The sequence below is a fragment of the Streptomyces sp. NPDC017943 genome (assembly GCF_044328425.1).
GTDB lineage: Bacteria > Actinomycetota > Actinomycetes > Streptomycetales > Streptomycetaceae > Streptomyces > Streptomyces djakartensis_A.
On the sequence record NZ_JBIRHH010000001.1, the window covers coordinates 957,319 to 979,643 of the forward strand.

Below are 22,325 nucleotides of genomic sequence, written 5' to 3' on the forward strand. Positions count from 1 at the left end.
GCCGTCCGTCCCGTGCGTGTCGGCGACCGTCCTGGTCGCGGCCGTCGCGTCGGTCGTCATCCCGTCACCCCCGTCAGTTCGTCGTCACCGCGTTCCTCGTCCAGGCCGAGCAGCAGCCGGACGACCGGCAGTACGGCCTGTGCACGCGCCGGGTCGAGTTCGGGCGCGAAGCCGGGCGGGCCGGACGCCGCGGCGGCCGCGCCCCCCGTGGTGCCCGGGCCGCGCCGGACCAGTTCGCCCAGGGTGCGGCGCACCCCGGATTCGTACGCCGAGAACGTGCGCCGCAGCAGGGGCAGCACGTCCGTGAACGCGTCGGCCGGCACGCCGGTCAGCCAGGCGTCGACCAGCCCGAGCAGCCGTTCGTCGTGCACGAGGAGCAGGCCGCCGCCGGAACCCCCTCCGACGAAACCCTCGATCCAGGCGGCCGCGTCCGCGGGCGGGGTGCCCGGGGACAGGACGAGCCCCATGAGGCGCGCCGCCTCGTCCTGCTCCAGGGCGCCGTCGTCGAGCAGCAGCCGCACGGCCCGGCCCCTGATCACCCCGGGCACGGTGTCCCGCGCGGACAGCACCCGGAGGACGGCCTGCCAGCGGTCCCTCAGCCGGCCGTGTCCCGCCGCGGGTGCGTCACCGAGGAGACCCACGGCCGAGTGCACCGCGTCCACATGGGACCGCATCTCCTCGGCGGCGTCCGCGTCCAGGGCGGCACAGGCCGGCGGCAGGCCGACGAAGACGCGCTCGGCCAGACCGGCGGCGACCTCCCCCAGCGCCCCGGTGTCCGTGCCGCGGACGTCTCCGTAGCGCAGGGAACGGACCAGGGCCGGGAGTGCCTGGGCGAGGTGGCCGACGTCCGCGTCGAGGGCGGCGCGGTCGGCCAGGATCCGCATCACCGTGGGCAGGGCGCCGGGCAGTTCGGCCAGCAGGCAGCGCTCGGCGAGTGCTGTGACGTCCGCGAGCCCCCGGGCGGCGACGGCGTCGGCCTCGGCCTTGGCGGTCGCGGCCGACAGGACGGTCGTGCCCCACACGCCGGCCTCGGCGATCCGCACGGACAGCTCCGGCTCCCAGCGCAGCCGCCATGTCTCGCGGAACGTACCCGTGCTGCTCCTGGACGCGGCCGGCTCGCCCCAGGCGATGCCGAGCAGCCGCAGCCGGTGCAGGAGTCTGCTGCGGGAGGCGTCGGTGTCCCTGCGCAGGTCGAGCTCCAGCTCGCGCTCCAGTGCCTCGGGCTTCAGCCGCAGCCGGCGCTGGAGCCGGTCCAGATCGCGTTGCAGCGGGACGGCCGGTGCCGTCGGCGGCACCTCCCCCAGCACGTCCCCCACGACCAGCCGGTCCCGCACCAGCGCCAGCGGCACGTCCGAGCCCTCGCACATGACCGCCCGCACGGCGTCGGTCGTCTCGCTCAGGCCGGGCAGCGGACGGCCGCGCATCGCGGCGAGTGTCTCCGCCAGCCGTACCGCCTCGATGACATGGGCGGAGGAGACGATCCGGTCCTCCTCGCGCAGCAGCCCGGCCACCTTGGTCATCCACCGCTCGACCGGCCGGTCGGGGGCGCCGAACAGGTGCCCGTACCAGCCCGGGGAGTCGATGCCCGCGCCGTACCCGCTGAACCGGGACAGCCTGCGGTGGGTCCACGGCACCCACGTCATGTCCGTCCTGACCTTGGGCAGGCCCTTCAGCAGCGCCTTGTCGGCGGTGACGGTGGCCTTCCGCCGCAGGGCCGGAACATGCCAGGCACCGCAGACGACGGCGACCCCTTCCGCGAACTCCTTCTGCGCCGCGCGCACGTGGAGGCGCATGTACGCCTCGCGCACCAGGTCTCGGTCGCGCCCGCCGCTGCCGTACGCCTCCCGCAGGGCCGCCATGGCCTCCTCGAGCGCCGTGAACGGTGCGAGCGCGTCGCCCCCGCCCGTGCCCCGGTGCTCGACGACGTCCTCCCACCAGCGCTCCGGGTCGTCGTACCCGGCGGTCTCGGCGAGCACGCCGAGCGGGTCGATCCGCACCTCGGCGGGGCCCGGGCCCGACGGGTCGCCGTCGCCGCCGGGCTCACCCGGAGGACGCTCCCCTCCGGCGTCCCCCTGGTCGTCCCACGCCAGCGTGTGCGTGGCCGGCAGGTCGATGAAGCGGGCCGGGACACCGTGCTCCAGCGCCCAGCGCAGGGCCACCCACTCGGGGGAGAACTCGGCCAGCGGCCAGAACGCCGAGCGGCCGGGCTCGTCCACCGCGTGGGCGAGCAGCGCGACCGGCGGCCGCATCTCCTCGTCGGCCGCGAGCGGGATCAGCGCGTCCGCCTCGGGCGGTCCCTCGACCAGCACGGCACCCGGCCGGGCCTGGTCCAGCGCGGCCCGCACGGCCCGCGCCGATCCCGGTCCGTGGTGGCGCACGCCGAGCAGCAGCGGCTCCGCCCCGGACCGCCGGACCGCGGCCCCTTCCACCTCCGTCACCTTCTCCCCTCCCGTTCTCCCCTCCCGTCCCGTGTCCGCGGCCGGCCCCCGCACCGCGTGGCTCACCCGCTGACCTCGCGGCAGGCCCGGTAGAAGTCCTTCCAGCCGTCGCGCTCGCGCACGACCGTCTCCAGGTACTCCTGCCAAATGACGCGGTCCGCCGCGGGGTCGCGGACCACCGCGCCGAGGATGCCCGCGGCCACGTCGCCGGGCCGCAGCACGCCGTCGCCGAAGTGGGCCGCCAGCGCGAGTCCGTTGGTGACGACGGAGATCGCCTCGGCCGTGGACAGGGTGCCGCTGGGCGACTTGAGCTTCGTGCGGCCGTCGGTCGTGACGCCGTCCCGCAGCTCCCGGAAGACGGTGACGACCCGGCGGATCTCGTCGAGGCCGTCGGGCGCGGCCGGCAGGTCGAGGGAGCGGCCGATCTGGTCGACGCGGCGCGAGACGATGTCGACCTCGGCTTCCGGGCTCTCCGGCAGCGGCAGCACCACCGTGTTGAACCGGCGGCGCAGGGCGCTGGACAGGTCGTTGACCCCGCGGTCGCGGTCGTTGGCCGTGGCGATCAGGTTGAACCCGCGGACCGCCTGCACCTCCTGGCCGAGCTCCGGTATCGGCAGCGTCTTCTCCGACAGGATCGTGATGAGCGTGTCCTGGACATCCGCCGGGATGCGGGTGAGCTCCTCGACCCGGGCCGTCATGCCCTCCGCCATCGCCCGCATGACCGGGCTGGGCACGAGGGCGTCACGGCTCGGCCCGTGGGCGAGCAGTTGTGCGTAGTTCCACCCGTAGCGGATGGCCTCCTCCGGGGTGCCCGCGGTGCCCTGCACCAGCAGGGTGGAGTCGCCGCTGACGGCCGCGGCCAGGTGCTCGGACACCCAGGTCTTCGCCGTGCCGGGCACGCCCAGCAGGAGCAGGGCGCGGTCGGTGGCGAGCGTGGTGACGGCGACCTCGACGATGCGGCGCGGTCCCACGTACTTCGGCGTGATCACCGTGCCGTCGGGCAGGGTGCCGCCGAGCAGGTACGTGGCCACGGCCCACGGCGACATCTTCCAGCGGACCGGGCGCGGACGGTCGTCCTGAGCGGCCAGCGCGGCCAGTTCCTGCGCGAAGGCGTCCTCGGCATGCGGTCGCAACGCCTCGGCCGGTCGGGCCTCGCCCGCTTCGACGGACGTCGGCTCCACGGACACGGTCATGGCAAAGTCCCCCTCCAGCTCGCCCGGTTCGGATCTGCGGTCCACGTAACACCACGCCACTGACAATGCGCTCCGACCTGCGTGAACGCGGTCGCGGACGCCTGGCCGCCGATGCTTGCGGAGCCGATTGTCAGTGGCGGGATCTACCTTCGGTCCCATGACTCAGCAGGGGGTGCGCTGGACCGCGGACCAGGTGCTGGCACTTGCGCCTGACGCGGCATCACGCAAAGCGGGAAGCAAACTCGGCGCGGCAGGGCCGTGGTCCGAGGCGGGGAGTACCGGCGAGGGGACGGTGTGGGGGCTGTGCAAGGGCAGCGGGAGCAAGCCGTATCAGACGGTCGTGGACCTCGCGGACGCGTCCGGGCCCGCGTACAAGTGCAGTTGCCCGAGCCGTAAGTTCCCGTGCAAGCACGCGTTGGGGCTGCTGCTGCTCTGGGCGGGCGAGGACGGGGCCGTGCCGGCCGGGGAGCCGCCGGGCTGGGCCGAGCAGTGGATCTCCGGCCGGCGCCGCCGTGCCGAGGAGAAGGCTGAGGACGGGAAGGACGGGGACGGCACCGCCGGGCCGTCCGGTTCCGCCGGTCTGGAGGCCGCCCGCCGCCGGGCGGAGCGCCGGGCCGAGCGGGTCACGGCGGGCGCGACCGAGCTGGAGCAGCGCCTGACGGACCTGCTCCGCGGGGGCCTGGCCTCGGCGGAGCACGCGGGTTACGGACTGTGGGAGGAGACGGCGGCCCGCATGGTCGACGCCCAGGCCCAGGGTCTCGCCGCGCGGGTCCGGGAGCTGGGTGCCATCCCGTCCACCGGTCCCGGCTGGCCGGTGCGGCTGCTGGAGGAGTGTGCGCTGCTGCATCTTCTCGGCCAGGGCTGGCTGCGCCGTGAGCGGCTTCCGGACGGCCTCGCGGCCACGGTCCGCTCCCGTATCGGCCTGCCGGCCTCCGCCGACGGCCCGCCGCACAAGGACAGCTGGCTGGTCCTCGCCCAGTACGACACGACGGACCCGCGTCTGACGACCCGCCGGACATGGCTGCACGGCGCCGACTCGCAGCGCACGGTCCTGCTCCTGTCCTACGGCGCCGCGGGCCGGGCCCCGGAGTTGTCGCTGCCGGTGGGCCTGGCCCTGGAGGCCGAGGTGTCGGCGTATCCCGGCGCCGGGCAGCTGCGGGTCGCCCTGGGCGAGCAGTTCGCCCCGCCCGCGCCGACCGCGGTCCGGCCGCCGGGCCTGACGACGACCCGGGCGGCCGCGCGCTACGGCGACGCCCTGCGCGAGGACCCGTGGCTGGAGTCCGTTCCCGTCACGCTGGACCGGGTCGTCCCCGTCCCGCACGGCGGCTCCTGGCAGTTGGCGGACGCCGACGAGGACGCGGCCCTGCCGCTCACCCCCGCGGCGCGGTCCCGTCCGGGCCTGTGGCGGCTGGTCGCCCTGTCGGGCGGCGCGCCGGTCAAGGTCTTCGGCGAGTGCGGCCACCGGGGCTTCACCCCGCTGACGGCCTGGCCCGAGGGCGCGGGCGACCCGGTCAGCCTCTGCTGACGGCGGGGCGAGGCGTTCAGCGACGCCTCCGCCGCGCCGCTCGGATTCCCCCACACCACGGGCCGACCGCCGCACTCACCTCACTCACCCGTCGCCCCATCGACCCGCCAACCCGTCGCCCCACCGGCCCGTCGGGCATCCACCCGTCGACCCGCCACCCATCCCACGGATCCACGCATCGTCCGGCACCACAGGACAACCGGAGAGGACGGTCCTCGACCGCCCCCGGATGTCCGGCAGAAGGGAAGTTCATGACCAGGACCTCCACACCCGTGGACGCGCCCGCCGAGGGCGCCTGGGAAGGGCTCGTCACGACCGCGCTGCTCGGCACCGACCGGCGCACCCCGCCGGGTATCGCTCCGGGTCCGGACGCGCCGGCGGCCCTGCTGGACGCGGCGGCCGTGGAGACCGTGCGCCGCCGGGCCGGTCTGCGTCCGGCACGGGCTGCCGAGCGTCCGCACCCTGCCCCGCCGGACACGCGCCCGCCGCTGCCGGCCGCTGCGGCCCGCAGGCTCGCCCTGCTCCTGGCCGACCGCCCGGGCCCGTCGGGCGGTGGCCGCCGGGGTGCGGCCCCCGACCTGATGGAACTGCTGCCGCAGTGGCTCGCGACGGCCAACGCCCGTGGCTTCGCACCGCCTGCGCACGTGCTCCCGGCGCTGCTGGACGCGGCCCGGGGCCGTACGGATCTGCGCCCGGCGGCACTGGAGTTCGCCGGGCCGCGTGCCCTGTGGCTGGCCCGGCTGAACCCGGACTGGCGGTTCGCCCTGCGGTCGACGCCCGGCGGTGGGGCGGCCCTGCCGCGCCTCGACGACACCGAGGGGATCGAGCAGCTGTGGCAGGAGGGCCTGTTCGCGGAACGGGTCGCGCTGCTGTCCGCGTTGCGCTCCGGCGACCCGGCCGCCGCCCGCGAGCTGCTCGCGGCGACCTGGACGACCGAACGGGCCGAGGACCGGCTGATGTTCCTCGACTCCCTGCGCGCGGGCCTGGGCCCGGAGGACGAGCCGTTCCTGGAGCAGGCCCTCGCCGACCGCAGCCGCAACGTCCGGGCGACCGCGGCGGAACTGCTGTCGTCGCTGCCCGGTTCGGCGCTGGCCGCCCGGATGGCGGTCCGGGCGGCAGCCTGCGTGGCCATCGACCACACGCGGACGGCGTCCTCCTCCGCCGACGGACAAGATGCGGACGCGGGGGCCCGTGAGTCCCGGGAGCCAGGACCGGCGATCGTCGTCGAAGCGCCGCACGAGTGCGACTCCGGTATGGAGCGCGACGGTGTGGTGGCCAAGGCACCCGCGGGACGGGGTGAACGATCATGGTGGTTCGGGCAGGTGGTGGAGGCGGCGCCGCTGGGCATCTGGTCGGGTCGCCTGGGCGGCCGGACACCCGCGGAGATCGTGGCCCTGCCCGTGGCGGACGGCTGGCAGGGCGAACTGCACGCGGCGTGGTGCCGGGCGGCGGCCCGTCAGGGGGACGCCGCGTGGTCACGGGCACTGCTCGGCGAGCCCACGGCCCCGGAGGCGGGCGGCCCCGGTGCGGTGTCGCTGGCCGAACGCGCCAAGCTGCTCGGCACGCTGGGCGGCGCCGAACGGGCCGAGTGGGTGGCCGGCTTCATCGCCACGCACGGCCTGTCCGAGGCGTTCCAGTTGCTCGGCGTGTGCGCGGTGCCGTGGGCTCCGCCGCTCGGCCGGGCGGTGGTGGACGCGCTCAACATCGCTCGGGACGCGGGGAGTTACCCATGGAGTTTCAGCGGAGTGATGGGACTGGCCGAGCGCTGCCTGGATCCGTCGGAGGCGGTACGTCTCGACGCCCTGCTGGCCGTGCCGGACGAGGCGGAGAACTCCTCGCCCGGGGCCGGCGGCTACTGGGCGGAGGCCTTCCAGCGACTGGTCACGACCCTGCGCCTGCGTGCGGCCATGACGGAGGAACTGCGGACGCCGTGACAACCGGGGGCCCGGCCGCGGGCACCACCGCCCGTCCGCCCGGCCCCGACCGGGTCGGCACCCGCCGCGTCAGCGACACCGACCGCACCGGCACTCACCGCACCAGCCGCGCCCGAACTGCCCCATCCGCCCGACCCGCTCGGATCACCCGACTCGCTCGAACTGCCCGATCCGCTCGGACCACCCGACCCGCTCGAACTGCCCCATCCGGCCAACCCGCTCGGACCGCCGGATCCGCTCAACTCGCCCGACCTGTCCGACCCGCCCGACCCGCTCGGACCGCCGGATCCGCTCAACTCGCCCGACCTGTCCGACCCGCCCGACCCGCTCGAACCACCGGATCCGCTCAACCCGCCCGAACGGCCCGAACGCCCCCAACCGCCGGAGGCCTACGCCCCGGCCGGCTGGCGGACGTTCGCGCGGACCCAGTCGACGATCGCCTGGGTGGTCGCGCCGGGAGTGAAGATCTCCGCGACGCCCTTCTCCTTCAGCGGGGCGATGTCCGCCTCGGGGATGATCCCGCCGCCGAAGACCAGGATGTCCTCGGCGTCCCGCTCCTTGAGCAGGTCGATCACCGCCGCGAAGAGCGTGTTGTGCGCGCCGGAGAGGATGGAGAGCCCGATCGCGTCGGCGTCCTCCTGGATCGCCGTGTCGACGATCTGCTCCGGGGTCTGGTGCAGGCCCGTGTAGATGACCTCCATACCGGCGTCGCGCAGGGCACGCGCGATCACCTTGGCCCCGCGATCGTGGCCGTCGAGCCCCGGCTTGGCCACCACCACGCGGATCGGACCGGCTGCCACACCCATCACTGCCTCCATGAAGCGACTACATCCATCCGTACCGACAAGTACCGCACAGATCCCCCGCGCAGTACACGCCGAACACACCGCTCGGGCCGCCGCCCACCGCAGCTGCTGCGGCGCCACGGCACGGACGCCCCGCCCCGAACCGTCCGGGCAAGTGAACGAACGTTATCTCCAGGATCCCGCACCCGGCAGTTTCGGGGTGCAGACCGAGGGGGAAATCACATGGTGGGACAAGCGCAAGGGGAGCCGCCGGGAGGTCCCCCGTTCGCCGCCGCACCCACCCCACCCGGCGGCGGTACGGCACTTCGGCGAAGGCACACAGGGCCGGCACGACACGCGAGAGCACGCACGGCGCATCGGCGAGAAGCCTCGTCACCCCACCGATCGGGGACCTCGTCGCACCACCGGCGTCACCCACGCCACAGGCCGCGCACTGTTCCCGCAGCCCACGGGGCTCACACCACTCGGGCGATCGTCGCCGGCCGTCTTCACGGCTGCTTTCCACGAGGGCACACGGGGGGCGGAGCCGCCCCATACGTGCCGACAGGAGGTCGGCCGTGAAGGTCACCGGGATCAGCGTGATCGCAGCCGTCGGCCGGATGAGCGGTGCTTCCCTGCCGTTCCTCCCGGCCGGCCGGAGTCTGCCGCCCGCGGCGACGGCCCTGCCGGGCGGATGGTCCGCGGCCCTGCTCAAGGCGACCGCCCTGGAGCTGGCGATCCTGGCCGGGCACCTCCTCCTCTACCCCTCCGGCATCACTCGGGAACGGCGCGCCCCGGTCCCGGCACCCGCCGGCGACGGCGCCGCCCGGCTGCCCGCGCGGGCGAAGCCGCCCGTGGTCCTGCTGCATGGGCTCATCGACAACCGCTCGGTCTTCGTCCTGCTGCGCCGCACCCTCGCCCGGCGCGGCAGGCACCAGGTCGAGTCCCTCAACTACTCGCCGCTGACGTGCGACATACGGGTCGCGGCGGAGCGCCTCGGCCGGCACATCGAGGAGGTCTGCGAGCGCACCGGAGCCGAGCGGGTCGACATCGTCGGGCACAGCCTCGGGGGCTTGATCGCGCGGTACTACGTGCAACGGCTCGGTGGTGACACGCGGGTGCGGACCCTCGTCACGCTCGGCACACCGCATGCGGGCACCCGTGCGGCGCGCCTGGCCGACGCGCACCCCATCGTGCGCCAGATGCGCCCCGGCTCACCGGTGCTCGCGGAGCTCGCCCTGCCCGCCCCTGACTGCCGTACGCACTTCGTCGCCTTCTGGAGCGACCTGGATCATGTGATGGTCCCGCCGGAGGCGGCCCGCATCGACCATCCCGATCTGTCGGTGCGCACCGTACGGGTCACCGGCATCGGCCATCTCGCCCTGCCCGTGCATCCCGCGGTCGCCGCCGGGATCCGGGAGGCTCTCGACACGGCCGACACGGCCGACACGGCCGACACGGCGCACCCGGGGGAACCCTCCGCGGACGGGGCCGACGGCCCGGCGGGGGATGCCGCCGGTGGTCTGACGGTGGCCTGAAACTCGTCATACAGCCGCCACAGGACCGCGCAGCCCCGATCAGCTTCGAACAAACCTCGAACACAAGGCCAAGCCCGGGCCCGCATCCGCCAAAACACGGCCGAATGCCCGTTTCCTGCGCGCGTGAAACCTGCCGAAGATTGTCGTGCCCGCGTACCGCCGGGTACAGTCGCCGCACTGCTCTGGCAGCCCCTGTTGTCGAGGCGAAAGAGAAGTTGGTGAACGACCGTCACCCGTCGGGGACCATGCCCCCGGCTCCGGCTTCCGACGCCGACTCGGCGCACTACGCGTCGTACGGCACCCAGGAAGCCCCGTACGGCGACTTCACCACGTACGGCGACTACCCCGCCACCGGTTTTCCCTCCGGCGACGGCGCGGGGCTCGACGCCTCCGCCCACTCCGCTCCGAGCTTCGCCACGGACCCCCTCTTCGGCGACATGCCGGGCAACGGCCACGACACGGGTGCCTACAACTCCGGTCAGTGGTCCACGGGTACCCCCGAGCACGCGAACTATGACGCCTACGCGGCCCAGCACCACGCCGCCTATGACACCGGCGTCTACGACACGACCTCCTGGTCGACCGGGCAGCAGCCGGTGGCGGGCATCCCGTCGCCGTCCCCGGCCCCGGACGCCACCGGCCAGTGGGACAGCGGCGCCTGGCTCCAGCCGGACCCGTCGGGCAACTCAGCCGGCCACACCCAGCAGTGGGACTGGGGCACGCAGACCTTCGACACCGGCGCCTACGACGCCACGCAGTGGAACTCCGACGGCTCGGCACCGGCCGGCGACGGCCACGAGCACCCTGCCGAAACCTTCGAGCAGCACGAGCCGACGCCGTTCGAGGCGCACGAGCCGACGCAGTTCGACCCGTCCGAGCCGGTGCCGTTCGACCAGCTCGAGACCGCGACGTTCGAGCACGTCGGCTACGACGACCCCGCCGGCCACGGGCCCGCCGCCGACGGCGGCGAGACGGCCTCCACCGGTGAACTGCCCACCGTCGGCCCGCTCCTGGACGGCCAGGAAGAGGTCGCGCCCCCCGGTTCCCGGGCCGCCGCGCGGGCCGCGTCCCGCTCCCGCCGCCGTACGCCGCCGAAGCGTTCGGCGCTGCTGACCGTCGCGGTGCCGTCGGCGTGCGTGATGGGTGTCGCGGGGATCGCGGCCGCGTCGGTGGGCAGCTTCACCGACGACAGCGCGGCCGAGGCGCACACGACGGCCGCGGACGTGCAGCCGGTGAAGCCGGCCGCCGCCAACAACAAGCTCGACACGCAGTTGCAGAGCCTCGCCGCCGGCGCCGACGACTTCGCCGACCGAGCCAGCCGGACGCAGGAGCGCATCGACCTGAAGGCCCAGCAGGTCGCCGAGAAGAAGCGGGCGGCGGAGGAGGCGGCCCGCAAGGAGCGGCTGCGCCCCAAGTTCGCCCTGCCGGTCTCGCAGCACGGGCTGAGCGCCTACTACGGCCAGTCGGGCATCAACTGGATGTCCCTGCACACGGGCATCGACTTCCCCGTCGCGTACGGCACGACCGTGATGGCCGCGACCGACGGCACCGTGCGCACGCAGTGGAACAGCGCCTACGGCAACATGATGATCGTGACCGCGAAGGACGGCACGGAGACGTGGTACTGCCACCTCTCCACCTACACCGTCCCCTCCGGTACGGCCGTGAAGGCCGGCGACCCGATCGCCCGCTCCGGCAACTCGGGCAACTCCACCGGTCCGCACCTGCACTTCGAGGTGCGTCCTGGCGGCGGCTCGGCGATCGACCCGCTCCCGTGGCTGCGCAGCCACGGCATCAACCCGGCCTGACCGTCCGGCGGCCGGGGGCGCCCCGGCGGTTCCCGACGCCCGGCTCCCGCCCGCGGCGCGCGAACGGGAGCCTCCGCTCAGCGGGTCAGAGCTTCTCCACCGGCGCGTAGCGCAGCAGCAGCCGCTTGGGCTTGGTGTCGCCGAAGTCGATCGACGCCTCGGCGTTCGCTCCCGTGCCCTTGACCGCGACGACCGTGCCGAGGCCGAACTGGTCGTGGGTGACCCGGTCCCCCACGGTCAGCGCCATCACCGGCTTCTCGGCGGTGCGGCGCGTGGCGAAGCCGGAGGCGCCGGACGCCGAGGAGCGCGAGCGGGACGAGGACAGGGAGGCCGCGACCGCGGAGACCGGCCCGGAGGACGCGGGCACGGTCGCTCCCGTGCGCTTCCACTCGACGTGGGCCGGCGGGATCTCCTCCAGGAACCGGGAGGGCGGGTTGTACGAGGGCTGGCCCCAGGCGCTGCGCAGGGTGGACCGTGTCAGATACAGCCGCTCCCGGGCGCGCGTGATGCCGACGTAGGCCAGGCGGCGCTCCTCCTCCAGTTCCTTGTTCTCCCCCAGGGCGCGCATGTGGGGGAAGACGCCGTCCTCCATGCCGGTGAGGAAGACGACCGGGAACTCCAGGCCCTTGGCGGTGTGCAGGGTCATCAGCGTGATGACGCCGTCGCCGTCCTCCTCGTCGGGGATCTGGTCGGAGTCGGCGACCAGGGCGACCTGTTCGAGGAAGTCGGACAGCGTGCCGCCGGTCTCCGCGTCCTCGCCGCGCTCCTGCTCGAACTCCATGGCGACGGCGGCGAGTTCCTGGAGGTTCTCGATCCGGGTCTCGTCCTGCGGGTCGGTGGACGCCTGGAGTTCGGCCAGGTAGCCGGTGCGCTCCAGCACGGCCTCCAGGACGGTGGCCGGCCCGGCGCCGGACTCGACGATCGTGCGGAGGTCCTCCATCAGCGTGTTGAACCGCTTGACGGCGTTGGTGGAGCGCGCGGCCATGCCGTACGCCTCGTCGACGCGCTTGAGCGCCTGCGGGAAGCTGATCTTCTCGCGCTGGGACAGGGCGTCGATCATCGCCTCGGCGCGGTCGCCGATGCCCCGCTTGGGGACGTTGAGGATCCGGCGCAGCGGCACCGAGTCCTCGGGGTTGGACAGCACGCGCAGGTAGGCCAGGACGTCCCGGACCTCCTTGCGCTCGTAGAAGCGCACGCCGCCGACGACCTTGTAGGGCAGGCCGACGCGGATGAAGACCTCTTCGAAGACACGGGACTGGGCGTTGGTGCGGTAGAAGACCGCGACGTCGCCCGCCTTGGCCTCGCCGGCGTCGGTGAGGCGGTCTATCTCGTCGGCGACGAACTGCGCCTCGTCGTGCTCGGTGTCGGCGACGTAGCCGGTGATCCGCGCACCGGTGCCCGCGTTGGTCCACAGGTTCTTGGGGCGGCGGGACTCGTTGCGCTCGATGACGGCGTTGGCCGCGGACAGGATGGTCTGCGTGGAGCGGTAGTTCTGCTCGAGCAGGATCGTCGTCGCGTCCGGGTAGTCCTCCTCGAACTGGAGGATGTTGCGGATCGTCGCGCCGCGGAAGGCGTAGATCGACTGGTCGGCGTCGCCCACCACGCACAGCTCGGCGGGCGGCACCTCGGCCTCGGGTGGTACGTCGACCGGGTGCTCGGAGGTGCCGACCAGCTCGCGCACGAGGGCGTACTGGGCGTGGTTGGTGTCCTGGTACTCGTCGACCAGGACGTGGCGGAAGCGGCGGCGGTAGTGCTCGGCGACGTCCGGGAAGGCGCGCAGCAGGTTGACCGTCGTCATGATCAGGTCGTCGAAGTCGAGGGCGTTCGCCTCGCGCAGCCGCGACTGGTACATGGCGTAGGCCTGGGCGAGGGTCTTCTCGAAGCCGTCGGTGGCCTGGGCGGCGAAGTCCTCCTCGTCGATCAGCTCGTTCTTCAGGTTGCTGATCTTGGCGCTGAAGGACTTGGGCGGGAAGCGCTTGGGGTCGAGGTCCAGGTCGCGGCAGACCAGGGCCATCAGGCGCTTGGAGTCGGCGGCGTCGTAGATCGAGAAGGAGGAGGTGAAGCCGAGCTTCTTGCTCTCCCGGCGCAGGATGCGCACGCACGCGCTGTGGAAGGTCATGACCCACATGGCGTTGGCGCGCGGGCCGACGAGCTGCTCGACGCGCTCCTTCATCTCGCCGGCGGCCTTGTTGGTGAAGGTGATCGCGAGGATCTGCCCCGGGTGCACGTGCCGCTCGGCCAGCAGGTGGGCGATGCGGTGGGTGAGCACGCGGGTCTTGCCGGAGCCGGCGCCGGCGACGATGAGCAGCGGGGAGCCGGAGTGGACGACGGCGGCCCGCTGGTTGTCGTTGAGCCCTTCCAGCAGCGCGGCGGCGTCGATCACCGGGCGGGGGGCGCCGTCCCGGTAATGGGTGTCGCGGTCCGGCGGCACGTCGAACTTCCCGCCGAACAGATCGTCCGGAAGCGGCTCCGGAGCGTGATCGTCCTCGGGGGGCGGCGGGGGCTCGTCCGCGGGGCCCCGCTGGGCCTGGAGGCTCGCCAGGAAGTTGTCGTCAAAGAGGCTGCTCATCGCTCTCCGAGTCTAGGGCGCCCCACTGACAGTCCGCCGCCACCCCGGAGACATCGCCCCGGGCACCGGCGGGGCGGCCGGATCCGTGGCGCGATGTCACCCTCCAGTGCCGCATGATCACGTTCCGCTATGTCCGCAACGATCCCGGGCAAACCAGGACCGAGCCACCCGGATCGTTCACTCCGAGCAACGCTCCCGGGAAAGGTCACGAAAATGTATCGGGCATATCACCCATCAACCTTCACAGGGACCACACGAGTTGGCTACCGTGCGACCAGGCCGCACGACCGTTTCCGGCGAACGTCGCCGGGCCGCGCGGCCTCCGCCGAGTCCGGTGTGCCGCAGCGGCAGCCGGAGCCGGGGACCCAACCGAGAACCCCGGGGTGAATCGGCCCGCCTCCTGATCCGGAGAAGGCCGTAGGGCAACCCTTCCGAACCACCCGCCCGAACCCGACAGCTAACCCGGTAGGCGGACGATGGAAGGAGTCGCCTCCCTTGGCGTCGCACCGCAAGTCGCGTCCCACCGGTTCGCGCGTGGCAGGCATACGGACCCCCGCCCTGGCAACGGCGGCCCTCACCTCCGTGGCCCTGCTGTCCCAGTCGGCCAACGCCGCCCCCGAGGCCGACGACAAGCCCAGCCTCGAAGAAGTCGAGAAGAAGGTCGACGACCTGTACCGCCAGGCCGAGTCGGCGACCGAGAAGTACAACGGGGCCAAGGAGAAGACCGCCAAGCAGCGCAAGCGCGTCGACACCCTCCTCGACGACGTGGCGCAGCGCGCCGGGAAGCTCAACGAGGCGCGCGAGAAGCTCGGCTCCTACGCCTCCGCCCAGTACCGCACGGGGGCGGCCGCCCCGGAGACGGCGACGTTCCTGCTCGCGGACACCCCGCAGGACTACTTCGACCAGACCCAGCTGATGGACCGGATGACCGGCCGCCAGAAGGAAGCGGTCGACGACTTCGTCACCCAGCAGTCCGAGACGATGACGAAGCGCCGGGAGGCCACCGAGAGCCTGGAGAAGCTCACCGACGCCCAGGGCGACCTGAAGGCGGCCAAGGCGACCGTGCAGCGCAAGCTGGCCGACGCCCGCGCGCTGATGTCGCGGCTGACCGCCGAGGAGAAGGCGCGGCTCGCGGCCATCGAGCAGGAGAAGCAGCGGGAAGCCGCCCGCCGGGCCGCCGAGCTGGCCCGGCAGCAGGCCGCGCAGGAGCAGGCCCAGCGCGAGGAGGCCCCCCGGCAGGAGAGCGGCTCGCCGTCGCAGGACTCCGGCTCGCCCTCCACGCCGGCCCTGGTGGACTCCTCGTACGCCACCAAGGCGGACAAGGCCCTGGCGTTCGCGCGCGCCCAGATCGGCAAGCCGTACGTCTGGGGTGCCGTCGGTCCCGGTTCCTACGACTGCTCCGGCCTCACCCAGGCCGCCTGGAAGGCCGCCGGCGTCACCCTCCCGCGCACGACCTACGACCAGGTCGACGCCGGCACCACCGTCCCGGTGTCCCAGGCCCGGCCGGGCGACCTGGTCTTCTTCTACGACGACGTCACGCACGTCGGGCTGTACATCGGCAACGGCATGATGATCCACGCGCCGAAGCCGGGCACGTACGTGCGCGAGGAGTCGGTCTACTACGACGGCGAGTCGGCGATCCACAGCGTGGTGCGGCCCGCCTGAGCGGACACGGACGTTTTTGAGGGGCACGCGCGCGTGCCCCTCACCTCCGGCGCGCGTTGCTCTCTAGCATCGGCGCTATGTCCGGTCCCTCCCCGTTTGCCACCTGGTGGGCGACGTATGCGCTGGCGACCGGCACCGTGTCGGTCGGTCTCGACTCCGCGGGTCACGCCGCCCTCTCCCGCGTCGTGCTGGCCCTGGCCTGCGGGGCGTGGCTGGTGTCGGCCGTGAGCCTGCTGCAGCGGGCGCGCGGCGCGTGGCGGGCGGAGGTGCCGGCGGTGTTCACCACCGCGGCGGCCGCCGCCCTCCTCGGCACCGGCTTCACCGCCGCGGGTCTGCGGTCCGTGGGCTGGGCGCTGCTGGCCCTGTCCGCGCTGGTCTGGGCGGTGCTGCTGGCCGTGGAGGTCGGGGGCCGGCGGGGAACGGTGTTCCTGCGGTGTGTGGCCACTCAGTGCCTCGCCGTGCTGGCGGCGGCCCTGGCGGCGGCCGAGTCGCTGGCCTGGCCGGCCCACGCGGCCCTGGTGCTGCTGTGGCTGGGGCTCGCGCTGTACGGCTTCGCCCTGTTCCGCTTCCAGCCACGGCAGGTGGAGGAGGGGCGCGGCGACCACTGGTTCGCGGAAGGCGCGCTGGCGGTCTCGGCGCTGGCCGGGGCGCAACTGCTGTCCGCCGACAGCTCCCGCCTGTACCTGTGGAACGAGGACGACGGCGACGCCCTGCGCAACACCGCCGTCACCCTGCTCGTGCTCGCCGCGGTCGCCTGCGTCGCCCTGCTGGTCGCCGAGCTGTTCTGGCCGCGGCACCACTACGACGCGCGGCGCTGGGCGACCGTGTTCTGCTGGGCCGTGACGGCGACGGCCACCCTGGAGGTCGCCACGGCGCTCGACGTCGCCTGGCTGGACGTCGCCGGCCAGGCGCTGCTGTGGGCGGCCGTGGCCGCGTGGCTCGCCTGCACCGTCTGGGCGGCCGCCTCGGCCCGGGCCGGCGCCCGGGCCTCCCGGGTCAGGTCCAGAGCACGGCGATGAAGACGTTGGCCGTGGTGAGCAGTCCGACCAGACCGAACAGGCCCTTGTCCACCCGCTCCTCGTCGCGCTTCACGTAGACCAGGCCGAGGATCACGACCAGGAGCGCCAGCTTCACGCCGATCTTGATGTTGTTCACGGACTGGTCGTCGGCCTGATTGAGGCCGACCAGGGCGACGCCGGTGATCAGCATGGTCAGTGCGCCGTGCAGCATCGCGGGCGTGAAGCGGGCCGTACCCTCGCCCATCGCCTTCATCTGGGTGAGGAAGCCGCCCAGGAGCGAGGCGATGCCGATGATGTGCAGGCCGACGAAGAGGTGGATGAGGACGTCCATGAGGCCGGAGCCTAGCCAGGGCCCATCCGGCCGCCCGACACCGGCCCGGCCTCCCGAGCCCGGCGATCCGGCTCCGGCCCGGCCGCCCGGCATCGGCCCGGCCCGGCCACCAGACACCGGCCCGTGGTGCATATATGCGCCCTATAGCACCCGATCACGGTCGTTCGCCCATGATCCCGGGCATCGGTCATCACGCTGAGTGAAGCGAGGGAGGCCGAGGCGGGATCTTGGTCGCATACGGTCACCACCGGTCCTCCGGGGACAGTTCCGCACACCCGCCACGAGGGCCGCACGCGCACCTCTACCGTCCTTCACCAGGTGACCGGCTCCCCACCGCCGCCCGGGCCAGGGGCGGCAGTCGGACACCACCGCCGAGAAAAGTCCGGCGGCGGCCCGTCTCCCCTGTGCGGGCCGCCGCCGGACGCGCAGGCCGCCCGTCCGCTCCCGGCGACCGCACACCCCCACCGGCGGTCGAGGAAAGGACGTGGCTCCCAGGTGGCAGCGCACCGCAAGCCCCGACAACGCCCCATGGCCGGCGGCCCGGCCCGTACGGCCGCCACGATCGCACTCGCCTCCGCGGCGACGGCGACGGGCTTCGACGGAACCGGGCACGCCGAGCCGCAGCGCACCCCCGGCCAGGTCAGGGCGGAAGTGGCCAGGCTGTACCGGCAGGCGGAGGCCGCCACCGAGAAGTACAACGGCGCGAAGGAGCAGGCGGACGGGGCCCGGCAGCGACTGAGGGGGCTGCAGGACCGGGCGGCCCGCTCGCAGGAACGGCTCGACGCGGCCCGGCAGGCGCTCGGCTCGGTCGCCGCCGCGCAGTACCGCTCCGGTGGCCTGGACCCGGCGATGCAACTGGCTCTGTCCGACGACCCCGACCGCTATCTGGAGAACGCGGCGTTCGTCGAGCGGGCGGGCGACCGGCAGAGTGCCGCCGTCCGGCGGGTGCGCAGCCGGCTCCGCGAGATCGAGCAGCTGCGCGGGGCCGCCCGCGTCGAGCTGGCCTCCCTCAAGGCACGGCAGGCGGAGCTGAAGCGCCACCGGACGGCCGTCACCGGCAAGCTGGACTCCGCACGGCAGCTGCTGTCCCGGCTGACTCCGCAGGAACGTTCCCAGGTGGGCGGATCATCCGACCGCGCGACCCGCTCGGCCGGCACGCGGGACACCCTCGCCCCTCCCGGCTCCGCCACGGCCCGGGCGCCGGGCCCGCGGGCGGCCGCCGCCGTCTCCTACGCCTACGCCAAACTCGGCAGCCCCTACGTCTGGGGCGCGACCGGACCGAACGCCTTCGACTGCTCCGGGCTCGTCCAGGCCGCCTACCGCTCGGCGGGCGTCTCCCTGCCGCGCACCACGTACTCCCAGATCGCCGCCGGGCGCCGCGTCTCCCGCACCGAACTCCTCCCCGGCGACCTGGTCTTCTTCTACGCCGGGATCAGCCACGTCGGCATCTACGTCGGCAACGGGCGGATGATCCACGCCCCGAACCCGTCCGCCCCGGTCCGCGTCGCCCCGCTCGACGAGATGCCCTTCGCGGGGGCGACACGGGTGGCGTGAGCGGGCGGGCCGGCACCTGCCCGCGGGCTCACACCGATCGGCGGGTTCGCACCGACCGGCGGGCTCACACCAGCCGGCGGGCTCACACCAGCCGGCGGGCCGTCGCCCAGCGGGTGAGCTCGTGCCGGTTGGACAGCTGGAGCTTGCGCAGCACCGCCGAGACGTGGGACTCGACCGTCTTCACCGAGATGTACAGCTGCTTGGCGATCTCCTTGTACGCGTAGCCCCGCGCGATCAGCCGCAGCACCTCCCGCTCGCGCTGGGTGAGGCGGTCCAGGTCCTCGTCGACGGGCGGGGCGTCGGTGGAGGCGAAGGCGTCCAGGACGAAACCGGCCAGCCGCGGGGAGAACACGGCATCGCCCTCCTGGACGCGGAAGATCGAGTCCACCAGGTCCGTGCCCGTGATGGTCTTGGTGACGTAGCCCCGGGCGCCGCCGCGGATCACGCCGATCACGTCCTCGGCGGCGTCCGACACGGACAGCGCCAGGAAGCGCACGGGCTGCTCGGTGGCCGCCATCAACGGCGCGCAGCGGCGCAGCACTTCCACCCCGCCGCCGCCCGGGAGGTGCACGTCCAGGAGCACGACCTCCGGCCGGGTGGCGGTGATGACCGTGACGGCCTGGTCGACGTCCGCGGCCTCGCCGACGACCTCGACGCCGGTCTGCGCGGTCTGCCCGATCTCCGCCTGGACGCCGGTGCGGAACATGCGGTGGTCGTCGACGAGGACCACGCGCACATGACGCCCCGGGCCGCCGCCCGGCTCCGCGGCCCCGGCCGCCTGGTCCGGTCCGGCCGTACCGTTCGCCGCCTCGGTCGGGTCGCTCATGACGTCTTCTCCGCCCTCTCCATCTCCAGCTCGACCTCCGTGCCGCCGTCCGGCACCGCGCGCAGCCGCGCCGTCCCGCCGTTGCGCTCCATGCGGCCGATGATCGATTCTCTGACACCCATCCGGTCGGCGGGTATCGAGTCGAGGTCGAAGCCGGGACCGCGGTCCCGGACGGACACGAAGACCGTCTTCCCCTCGACCTCGGCGTAGACCTGCACGGCCCCGCCCTCGCCACCGTACTTGGCGGCGTTCACCATCGCTTCGCGCGCGGCCTGCATCTGTGCGGCGATCCGCTCGTCGAGGGGGCAGTCGCCGACCACCACGACCTCCAGGGGCACGCCGTGCTTGTCCTCCACCTCGGCCGCGTTGCGCCGCACGGCGTCGGCGAGGGTGGTGGGCTCGTCGGCCTCGTCCTTGCCGGTGCCCTCGGGCTTGTACAACCAGGTCCGCAGGTCGCGCTCCTGGGCACGGGCCAGCCGTCGCACCTCCCCCGGGTTCTCCGCGTTGCGCTGGATCAGCGTGAGGGTGTGCAGCACCGAGTCGTGCACATGGGCGGCGACCTCCGCGCGCTCCTGGGCACGGATGCGCATCAGCCGCTCCTCGGACAGGTCCTGCGTCATCCGCACCAGGTAGGGCCCGGCCAGCAGCGTGATCCCGACGAGGACCGCGAGGGCCGCCTGGAGCACGGAACCGAGGTGGGCGGCGGAGCCCTGGAGCACGACGATGCCGGAGACACCGGCCGTCACCAGCAGCACGCCCCCCACCGAGCGCAGCAGGGCGACGGTGCGTCTGCGGCGGCCGACCTCCGCCCAGCGGGCCCGGCGGGCGTTGTCCGCCTGCCGCCACACCAGGGCGACACCGGCGCCGACGAGCACCGTCGGCCACAGGTAGACCCGGGCCCCGCCGCCGAGGTTCACGTTGCCCACGAAGACCAGGGCCACCACGACCATCAGGAGCAGCGCCACGATCTGGCCCTTGTCGGGCCGCCGGGCGACGAGTCTGCGCCGCCCGTCGGGCGAGGTCTCCGCGGTGGCGAACGACGGCGGCTTCTGCGTCTCGACACCGCCGACGCCGAGCGGGACGAAGAACCAGAACGCGGCGTACAGCAGCGCGCCGAGCCCGTCGGCCATGAACAGCCCGACGAAGACGAGCCGGACCCAGATCACGGGCAGCCCGAGGTGCCCGGCGAGCCCCCGCGCGACACCACCGAGCCAGCGTCCGTCGCTGCTGCGGTAGAGCTTGCGCGGCGGCCGCGGCTCGGCGAGGGGCGCTGCTGCGGCTTCCGACATGCCACTGATGGTCACACGGGCGCCAGGCCGGAGCATCAGGGTCGGCCCCGGAAACTCCCCTGATCTCCGGCGCCTCCGCCTCGCACCCGCCCGTGCCCGTGCCCGTGCCCGTCTCAGGGCCGATATCAGGGTCGGACCAGGGTCGATCCGGCTGCCGCCGCGGCGCCGCGCCCGTCACCATGGACCCATGACCGATCACGAGCACGCCGCGACGGGTCCGGGACCCGGCCCCGGCCCGCGCCCCGCCCCGGGCGACGGGCCGCAGGGTGCCGCGCCCGCCGCGGACGCCGGGCCGCCCGGCCCCGCCGGCCGGGCCGCGCCGGGCGGCCCGGCCGACCGGTTCCGGCGGGACCGCCGCCACAAGACCCTGGCCGGGGTCTGCGCCGGGCTCGGACGGCACTACGACATGGACCCGGTGATCTTCCGGATCACCCTCGCCGTGCTCTCCGCCACCGGCGGCCTCGGCCTGATCTTCTACGGCTTCGCCTGGCTCTTCGTCCCCTACGACGAGGACGAGAACGAGGTGCGCAAGCTGCTCACCGGCCGGGTCGACGGGCAGGCGCTGGCGGCGGTGCTGTTCGCGCTGGTCGGCTGCGGCGTCTTCCTGACCATGCTGAACAACGGCGGGGTGCTGACCTTCGCCGTCGTCCTCGCCCTGCTGCTGGCGGGCGCCGGCTACTGGTCGCGCCAGCGCGGTGCGCCCGACCCCGACCCGCTGGCCGCGCAGGCCGTCGCGGACGCCCCTCCGGAGCCCCAGGCCCCGCCGGCGTTCGCCTCCTCGCCCTCGTGGTGGCGCGACCCGATCGTCAAGGACGGCACCCACATCGGCGGCACGGGCTACCTGTGGGGCCCGCGCGACACGCACGACCTGGACATCGCCGCGGCGGTGGACGTGGCCCCGGGCACCCTGCGGCCCGGGACCCGTGAGACGGCCCCTGCCCCCCGCCCCCGGCAGCCCCGGCCCCGCGGTCCGCGCTCGATCGGCGGCTGGGCCTTCCTGCTGGCCCTGCTCGCCGGCGCCCTGGGCACCAGCCTGACGTGGGACGGCCACCCGCTCGGCACCAGTCTCCAGACGGGCCTGTCGTGCGCGCTGGTGGTCCTGGGACTGGGCATCGCCGTCAGCGCCTTCCTCGGCCGGACCGGGGCGGGCTCGATCCTGCTCGCGGTCGTCACGGCCGGCCTGCTCGCCGCCTCGGCGGCCCTGCCCGAGGACATCGGCACGCACTGGTCGCGCACCACCTGGCAGCCCGCCACGGCGGCGGACGTACGGCCGCACTACGAACTGGGCACCGGCGTCGGCACCCTGGACCTCACGCGGCTGGACCTGACCGGGAGGCAGACCGTGACCGTGCGGGCGGAGGTCGGGGTGGGCCGGGTGAAGGTGATCGTGCCGCGCGACGTGACGGTGCGGCTGAACGCCGAGGTGGGGATCGGGGACCTCCAGCTGCCGGGCGACGATCCGAAGGACGTGGACGTCCAGCCGGGGCGGCACCAGGAGGCCACCCTCTCGCCCGCGGCGGGCGTGCGGCGGTCGGGCACCGTCGACCTGGATCTCCGGGTCGGCATGGGACAGGCGGAGGTGGCCCGTGCTGCGGCATGAGATCCGGCCCGGCAGGCTGTGCGCGGGCACCGTCCTCACGGCGACGGGCGTCCTGTACGCCGGTGACGCGGGCGGTGCCTGGGAGATCCCCTGGTTCCTGGCCCTGCCCCTCGTCGCGGGCGGACTGTTCCTCGCGGGCGCGGTGGCGTTCGTGGCAGGCCGGGCGCGGCGACGCCGCCAAGCGGGCGGTGCGGGAGCGGAGGCCTGACCGGCCGGGACGGTGGTGTCCGGGGAGGCCGGGACGGTGGTGT

Annotated in this window: 16 protein-coding genes and 1 riboswitch; of the genes, 9 read left to right on the forward strand and 7 right to left on the reverse strand. The window is 74.0% G+C overall.

What is annotated here, in order from left to right:
- Positions 1-56: 56 nt before the first annotated feature.
- Both ACH4C6_RS04240 and ACH4C6_RS04245 read right to left on the reverse strand, forming a co-directional pair.
- Positions 57-2,438, reverse strand: coding sequence for a DUF5682 family protein (locus tag ACH4C6_RS04240; RefSeq protein ID WP_398106972.1), 2,382 nt, complete (start codon positions 2,436-2,438; stop codon positions 57-59).
- A gap of 62 nt (positions 2,439-2,500) precedes the next feature.
- Positions 2,501-3,631 carry an AAA family ATPase gene (locus tag ACH4C6_RS04245; RefSeq protein ID WP_398106973.1) on the reverse strand — a complete coding sequence of 377 codons (1,131 nt, stop codon included), beginning with the start codon at positions 3,629-3,631 and terminating at the stop codon, positions 2,501-2,503.
- 157 nt (positions 3,632-3,788) lie between these two features.
- Between ACH4C6_RS04245 and ACH4C6_RS04250 the strand changes: the two genes are divergently transcribed.
- Complete coding sequence (locus ACH4C6_RS04250; RefSeq protein ID WP_398106974.1) at positions 3,789-5,156, forward strand: SWIM zinc finger family protein; 1,368 nt, start codon at positions 3,789-3,791, stop codon at positions 5,154-5,156.
- A gap of 251 nt (positions 5,157-5,407) precedes the next feature.
- A complete protein-coding gene (locus ACH4C6_RS04255; protein ID WP_398106975.1) occupies positions 5,408-7,090 on the forward strand; it encodes a DUF5691 domain-containing protein in 1,683 nt (560 codons plus the stop codon).
- Between the two features lie 389 nt (positions 7,091-7,479).
- Here the strand turns inward: ACH4C6_RS04255 and ACH4C6_RS04260 are convergent, their stop codons facing one another.
- The gene (locus tag ACH4C6_RS04260) at positions 7,480-7,896 is read right to left on the reverse strand and encodes a cobalamin B12-binding domain-containing protein (protein WP_398106976.1); all 417 of its coding nucleotides are present in this window, start codon (positions 7,894-7,896) and stop codon (positions 7,480-7,482) included.
- 599 nt (positions 7,897-8,495) lie between these two features.
- Here ACH4C6_RS04260 and ACH4C6_RS04265 point away from each other — a divergent pair.
- Together ACH4C6_RS04265 and ACH4C6_RS04270 are read left to right on the forward strand one after the other, a co-directional pair.
- The gene (locus ACH4C6_RS04265; protein ID WP_398107130.1) at positions 8,496-9,413 is read left to right on the forward strand and encodes an esterase/lipase family protein; all 918 of its coding nucleotides are present in this window, start codon (positions 8,496-8,498) and stop codon (positions 9,411-9,413) included.
- Positions 9,414-9,631: 218 nt separating this feature from the next.
- On the forward strand, positions 9,632-11,221 hold the full coding sequence (locus ACH4C6_RS04270) for a M23 family metallopeptidase (RefSeq protein WP_398106977.1): 1,590 nt from the start codon (positions 9,632-9,634) through the stop codon (positions 11,219-11,221).
- 85 nt (positions 11,222-11,306) lie between these two features.
- Here ACH4C6_RS04270 and pcrA read toward each other — a convergent pair whose 3' ends face one another.
- A complete protein-coding gene (pcrA, locus tag ACH4C6_RS04275; RefSeq protein ID WP_398106978.1) occupies positions 11,307-13,790 on the reverse strand; it encodes a DNA helicase PcrA in 2,484 nt (827 codons plus the stop codon).
- A 313-nt stretch (positions 13,791-14,103) separates the two neighbouring features.
- Positions 14,104-14,278, forward strand: a riboswitch (cyclic di-AMP (ydaO/yuaA leader).
- Positions 14,279-14,285: 7 nt separating this feature from the next.
- Between pcrA and ACH4C6_RS04280 the strand changes: the two genes are divergently transcribed.
- Together ACH4C6_RS04280 and ACH4C6_RS04285 are read left to right on the forward strand one after the other, a co-directional pair.
- Entirely contained in the window at positions 14,286-15,455 is a 1,170-nt protein-coding gene (locus ACH4C6_RS04280; RefSeq protein ID WP_398106979.1) for an NlpC/P60 family protein, read from the forward strand.
- 77 nt (positions 15,456-15,532) lie between these two features.
- The gene (locus tag ACH4C6_RS04285; protein ID WP_398106980.1) at positions 15,533-16,474 is read left to right on the forward strand and encodes a hypothetical protein; all 942 of its coding nucleotides are present in this window, start codon (positions 15,533-15,535) and stop codon (positions 16,472-16,474) included.
- Here ACH4C6_RS04285 and ACH4C6_RS04290 read toward each other — a convergent pair.
- Complete coding sequence (locus tag ACH4C6_RS04290; protein WP_398106981.1) at positions 16,452-16,805, reverse strand: hypothetical protein; 354 nt, start codon at positions 16,803-16,805, stop codon at positions 16,452-16,454. The two genes, ACH4C6_RS04285 and ACH4C6_RS04290, sit on opposite strands and share 23 nt — an antisense overlap.
- 495 nt (positions 16,806-17,300) lie before the next feature.
- On the opposite strand from ACH4C6_RS04290, the gene ACH4C6_RS04295 reads away from it, so the two are divergent.
- Positions 17,301-18,359 (forward strand): NlpC/P60 family protein, encoded by a 1,059-nt coding sequence (locus ACH4C6_RS04295; RefSeq protein WP_398106982.1) that lies wholly within the window; start codon positions 17,301-17,303, stop codon positions 18,357-18,359.
- 82 nt (positions 18,360-18,441) lie between these two features.
- On the opposite strand, the gene ACH4C6_RS04300 is transcribed toward ACH4C6_RS04295, so the two are convergent.
- On the reverse strand, positions 18,442-19,185 hold the full coding sequence (locus ACH4C6_RS04300; protein WP_398106983.1) for a LuxR C-terminal-related transcriptional regulator: 744 nt from the start codon (positions 19,183-19,185) through the stop codon (positions 18,442-18,444).
- Entirely contained in the window at positions 19,182-20,474 is a 1,293-nt protein-coding gene (locus tag ACH4C6_RS04305) for a PspC domain-containing protein (RefSeq protein ID WP_398106984.1), read from the reverse strand. Before ACH4C6_RS04305 ends, ACH4C6_RS04300 begins: the two co-directional genes overlap by 4 nt.
- Positions 20,475-20,661: 187 nt before the next feature.
- On the opposite strand from ACH4C6_RS04305, the gene ACH4C6_RS04310 reads away from it, so the two are divergent.
- Together ACH4C6_RS04310 and ACH4C6_RS04315 are read left to right on the forward strand one after the other, a co-directional pair.
- The gene (locus tag ACH4C6_RS04310) at positions 20,662-22,074 is read left to right on the forward strand and encodes a PspC domain-containing protein (protein ID WP_398106985.1); all 1,413 of its coding nucleotides are present in this window, start codon (positions 20,662-20,664) and stop codon (positions 22,072-22,074) included.
- Positions 22,061-22,282 (forward strand): hypothetical protein, encoded by a 222-nt coding sequence (locus ACH4C6_RS04315; RefSeq protein ID WP_398106986.1) that lies wholly within the window; start codon positions 22,061-22,063, stop codon positions 22,280-22,282. Before ACH4C6_RS04310 ends, ACH4C6_RS04315 begins: the two co-directional genes overlap by 14 nt.
- The last annotated feature ends 43 nt before the right edge of the window (positions 22,283-22,325 follow it).